Raw genomic sequence first — 4,551 nt, 5'->3', positions numbered from 1 at the left:
TGCCTTAGCGAGCCCCGCGATGGCCTGGCTCGGTCGTTTCCGGCGACCGAAAACCAGTTTGCAACACCGGGCAGGATGGAGCGCACCCGCGCTGATACATTTGCGTTTCGATCCCGATCCGCGTTCGGCAACCGCAATTCGCCGCGCAGATCCCCACTGGGCCGACGGCCTTGCCCGCCAGTCCCAGCGCGATCCGCTGACCCACCATCCCGTCACCCCAGACACCGCTGGAGAGCCTCGGGCATGACCCTGCCTGTGCCCCGCGCTGCCCGCCAACAAGAGCCGATCCCCGTTCCATGACGCCTGCCCAGACCAGTTCCAATCCCGAAACCAATGCGCCCGCGCCGCTGCCGCCCTCGGAGCCCGGTTCGCTTCACGAGCTCGTCCTGAAGTCGCTCGACGACGATCAGGCGCAGGACATCGTGTCGATCCCGCTTGAAGGGAAAAGCTCGATCGCGGACCACATGGTGATTGCCTCGGGCCGTTCGACCCGCCAGGTCGCCGCGATGGCGCAAAAGCTGGCCGAACGCATCAAGCACGGCGGCTTCGGCCACGCCCGGATCGAAGGCTTGCCCGCCGCAGACTGGGTGCTGATCGACGCGGGCGACGTGGTGGTCCACCTGTTCCGCCCCGAAGTGCGCACGTTCTACAATCTTGAGCGGATGTGGGCCTTCGGAGACTCAGGCAACGCCTGAGCAGCGCCAATGCGCTTGCACATAATTGCGCGTGGCAAGATTGGCCGTTCGCCGGAGGCCGAGCTGGTCGATCGCTATGCGAAGCGGATCGGCTGGCCGTTCAAGCTGACCGAACTGCCCGATGTGGGCGGCACCATGCCCGCCCCGCTCACACCGGCGCGTGACGTCTTGCTGGATGAGCGCGGCAAGCAGCTTTCATCGGAAGAATTCGCCGCCCTGCTGGGCCGCTGGCGCGATGACGGCGTGCGCGAGGCGCGCTTCCTGATCGGGGCGGCCGACGGTCATGGGGCTCCGGCGCGCGAACAGGCCGACCTGCTGATCGCCTTTGGTGCGATGACCTGGCCGCACATGCTGGCGCGGGCCATGCTGGCCGAGCAATTGTGGCGCGCGACCAGCATTTTGGCTGGCCATCCCTATCATCGTTCGGGATAAGGCCCAGCGAGATGACGCCGCGCCCATTCCTGTTGCCAGCCCTGCTGCTTGCACCTGCCGCATTGATCTTCGGCTTTGGCAGCGTCATGGCGCAGAACCAGCCGCAAGCGCCAATCTACGAATCGGTCGAGGAAACCCAGCGCGCGCTGGCCGATGCCCAGGCCCAGGGCGAGGCCGCGCGCAAGCGCGCCGAAGCGCTTGAGGCCGAGGCCAGGAACGCCGCGCAAACGGCCGATCGCACGGCGGAGGCGGGTGCCGCGCTTGCCGCCCGAATCCAGGAATCCGAGGCCGAGATTGCCGCCAACCAGGCCCGTATTCGCCTGATCGAGCGCCAGCGCGTGGTCCTGCGCGCGCGCCTTGCCCAGCGCCAGCGGCCATTGGTGCAACTGACCGCCGCGCTCCAGCGCCTGTCGCGCCGCCCGCCGATCCTTGCGCTGCTGCGGCCCGGCTCGCTCCGCGAAGCGGTCTATCTGCGCGCCGTGCTCGACACCATGCTGCCCGAAGTCGAGCGCCGGACCGCCGATGTCCGCGCGGAACTTCAGCGCGGGCGCGAGTTGCAGCGCCAGGCCGAACTCGCGACTGCCCAGCTGCGCGCAAGCGAGGCCCAGCTGGCGCAGCGACGCAATGAACTCGCCAGTCTCGAGGCGCAGCAGCGCGTTGCTTCGGTTGAAGCCAGCGGGGTGGCAGACCGCGAGGCCGAACGCGCCCGCGCGCTCGCCGAACAGGCCCGCGATCTGACCGGACTGGTCGACGAACTCGGCAAGGCGGGCGAACTGCGCGCGCAGCTCGCGGCGCTACCCGGCCCGATCCTGCGCCCGGCCCAGCCGCAATCCGCGCAAATTGCCGCAAGCCCCGCACCCTCCGGACCGCCGCCCACGCAGTCCGCCGCACCGAACCGCTATCTGCTTCCCGTTACCGGACGGGTCGTTGCGGGCTTCGGCGAGAGCGCCCCGGGCCAGCCCAAGTCGCGCGGGATTTCGATCATGGCCGGTGCCGGTGCCCAGGCGGTCGCGCCGGGCGCCGGACGGGTGGTTTTTGCCGGAAGCTACCAGGGCTATGGCAATATCGTGATCATCGAGCATGGCGGCGGGTGGACTTCACTGGTCACCGGGCTGAGCCAGCTCGATGCGCGGGTCGGCCAGCAAGTGGTGGCGGGATCGCCGCTGGGCCGGGCCGGGCCTGGCCGCCCGGTGCTCTCGCTCGAGCTGCGCCATGCGGGTGAACCGGTCAATCCGCTCGAATTTCTGAGGAGCTGACGCATCGCGCCGATGCGACAACAAGTTCAACGCGCCATCTGGCGTTAAGCCGCAGCGCGCTATAGATAAGCCGCATCTTTGCGAAAGGCCGATTGCCGATGAAGTTCGCCCCCGTGTTCCGATCTGCCCTGCTGGTCAGCGCCGTTGCGCTGCTGCCGGCCACCACCGCGGGGCTTGCCGCGGTCGATGGCCGCGCCGGGCCGCAGTTCGGCCGCCTGCTCACCGTCTACCAGCTGGTCAAGGCGCAGTACGTTGAACCAGTCGAAGACGACAAGCTGGTCGATGGCGCGATCACCGGCATGCTGGCCGCGCTCGATCCGCACAGCGATTACCTGACCGGCGCCTCGCTCGACCGGCTCAACAACATGATCGATGGCAACTATTCGGGCCTTGGCCTGTCGGTCGGCATGGAAGACGGCGCGGTCAAGGTGATCGCCCCGATGAAGGGCAGTCCTGCCGCCGAGGCCGGGGTCAAGGCGGGCGACTATATCACCCACCTCGACGGCAAGCTGATCTATGGTGGCGACCTTGACGATGCGGTGTCGCAGATGCGCGGCGAAGCGGGGACCAAGATCCGCCTGACGATCGTCCGTCCCGGCCGCGACGAGCCGCTTGACATCACGGTCACGCGCGGCGTGATCACGCTTGAGCCGGTGACTTACGAGCTTAAGGACAATGTCGGCGTCATCAGCGTCAACGAATTCGGCGCCAATGTCGGCAACGACGTAAACAAGGCGATCGCTGATCTCAAGAAGCAGTCGGGCGGCAAGCTTTCGGGGATCATCCTCGACCTGCGCCAGAACCCCGGCGGCTCGCTCGACGAAGCGGTGGCGCTGTCCGACCTGTTCTTGACCAAGGGCGATATCGTCTCGCAGCGCGGCCGCAACGCCGAGGATAACGAGTTCTACAAGGCCGAGAGCGTATTCCCGGGCGATGCCGCCAAGGGCCTGCCGGTGATCGTGCTGATCGATTCGGGCTCGGCCTCGGCCTCGGAAATCGTCGCCGGCGCATTGCAGGACCAGCACCGCGCCCTGATCATGGGCGAGCGCAGCTTCGGCAAGGGCAGCGTCCAGTCGCTGTTCCAGCTCGATCGCAAGCACGCGGTGAAGATCACCACGGCCCGCTATTACACGCCTTCGGGCCGCTCGGTGCAGGAAGGCGGGATCGAACCCGATATCAGGGTGCCGCAGCTGTCCGATCCGGACGCGGCCAAGCGGGCCAAGTTCTCGATCCGTGAAAGCGATCTGCGCCGCCACCTCGTCAACGAGGTCGGGATCGACGACAAGAAGCTGGAAACTGACAATCAGCCCGATCCGCGCTTCAAGGCGACTCCTGAAGAGCTCAAGGCCAAGGGGATCGAGGATTACCAGCTGTGGTACGCGATCCAGACGCTCAATCGCGGCGTTCCGGCAGGCAAGAAGAAGTGATGCTGCCCAGGGGTGAAACTGCCGGTCTGCTGGCGCGCCTGCTGGCCTTTGCGGTCCCGGCGGGACTGCTCGGCGGGGCCTATATCGGGCAGTATGGCTTCGATCTCTATCCTTGCGAGATGTGCTGGTGGCAGCGCTATCCGCACTTCCTCGCCCTCGCCCTGGCGGCGATTGCACTGCTGCGTCCGCCGTCCCGTCCGCTGGTCACGCTGGCTGCGCTGGCGGTGATCGTCTCGGGCCTGATCGGCGCGTTCCACGCCGGGGTCGAGTATCACTGGTGGGAAGGCTTTACCTCCTGTTCCACCCCGACGTCGTTGTCCGGAAATCCGGATCCGCTGCAGGCGATTCTTGATGCCCCGCTGATCCGCTGCGATCAGGTGCAGTGGCAGTTCAAGGGGATCAGCCTCGCAGGCTTCAATTTCCTGATCTCGGTCTCTTCAGGACTGGTGATGCTGTGGCTGCTGGCCCGTTCGCGGAAGGCGGCGTGATGGGCGAGCGCGCGACAGACCGGATGCTGCGGGTCGATCAGGCGGGCGAATACGGCGCAACGCGAATTTACGCCGGGCAATTGGCCGTCATGGGTGGCCGCGCGCCGCTCGCGGACGAAATCGAACACATGGCCCAGCAGGAGGCCGAACACCGCCGCAAGTTCGACGCATTGCTGGCGGCGCGCGGTGTGCGCCCGACGGCGCTGCAGCCGTTCTGGCATGTGGCCGGCTTTGCGCTTGGCGCGGCGACCGC

At 67.1% G+C, this 4,551-nt stretch carries 6 protein-coding genes; all 6 read left to right on the top strand.

The genetic code is table 11. From position 1 onward, the window contains the following. Nucleotides 1-296: 296 nt before the first annotated feature. Nucleotides 297-695: a ribosome silencing factor gene (gene rsfS / locus ACE3SN_RS16205; protein WP_374531777.1), complete on the top strand. Its 399-nt coding sequence runs from the start codon at nucleotides 297-299 to the stop codon at nucleotides 693-695. A 9-nt stretch (nucleotides 696-704) separates the two neighbouring features. Further along, entirely contained in the window at nucleotides 705-1,127 is a 423-nt protein-coding gene (locus ACE3SN_RS16200) for a 23S rRNA (pseudouridine(1915)-N(3))-methyltransferase RlmH (RefSeq protein ID WP_374531775.1), read from the top strand. 11 nt (nucleotides 1,128-1,138) lie between these two features. Beyond that, nucleotides 1,139-2,383: a murein hydrolase activator EnvC gene (locus tag ACE3SN_RS16195; RefSeq protein ID WP_374531773.1), complete on the top strand. Its 1,245-nt coding sequence runs from the start codon at nucleotides 1,139-1,141 to the stop codon at nucleotides 2,381-2,383. Nucleotides 2,384-2,481: 98 nt separating this feature from the next. Continuing rightward, nucleotides 2,482-3,810, top strand: coding sequence for a S41 family peptidase (locus ACE3SN_RS16190; RefSeq protein WP_374531771.1), 1,329 nt, complete (start codon nucleotides 2,482-2,484; stop codon nucleotides 3,808-3,810). Next, on the top strand, nucleotides 3,810-4,298 hold the full coding sequence (locus tag ACE3SN_RS16185; protein WP_374531781.1) for a disulfide bond formation protein B: 489 nt from the start codon (nucleotides 3,810-3,812) through the stop codon (nucleotides 4,296-4,298). The genes ACE3SN_RS16190 and ACE3SN_RS16185 overlap by 1 nt, the downstream gene beginning before the upstream one ends. Further along, nucleotides 4,298-4,551 (top strand): demethoxyubiquinone hydroxylase family protein (locus ACE3SN_RS16180; RefSeq protein ID WP_374531779.1); only part of this gene is annotated, 254 nt, incomplete at its 3' end. The genes ACE3SN_RS16185 and ACE3SN_RS16180, both read left to right, overlap by 1 nt.

Origin of the sequence: Novosphingobium sp., from assembly GCF_041915465.1 — a bacterium.
Lineage (GTDB): Bacteria > Pseudomonadota > Alphaproteobacteria > Sphingomonadales > Sphingomonadaceae > Novosphingobium.
The sequence above is the reverse complement of the archived record's forward strand: the minus strand, read 5'-3'. Positions and strand labels throughout refer to the sequence as shown.

Excerpts from the sequence above, each read along its gene's own strand:
- ACE3SN_RS16200 (WP_374531775.1), top strand. The coding sequence starts at position 705 with ATGCGCTTGCACATAATTGCGCGTGGCAAGATTGGCCGTTCGCCGGAG.
- ACE3SN_RS16195 (WP_374531773.1), top strand. The coding sequence starts at position 1,139 with ATGACGCCGCGCCCATTCCTGTTGCCAGCCCTGCTGCTTGCACCTGCC.
- ACE3SN_RS16190 (WP_374531771.1), top strand. The coding sequence starts at position 2,482 with ATGAAGTTCGCCCCCGTGTTCCGATCTGCCCTGCTGGTCAGCGCCGTT.
- ACE3SN_RS16185 (WP_374531781.1), top strand. The coding sequence starts at position 3,810 with ATGCTGCCCAGGGGTGAAACTGCCGGTCTGCTGGCGCGCCTGCTGGCC.
- rsfS (WP_374531777.1), top strand. The coding sequence starts at position 297 with ATGACGCCTGCCCAGACCAGTTCCAATCCCGAAACCAATGCGCCCGCG.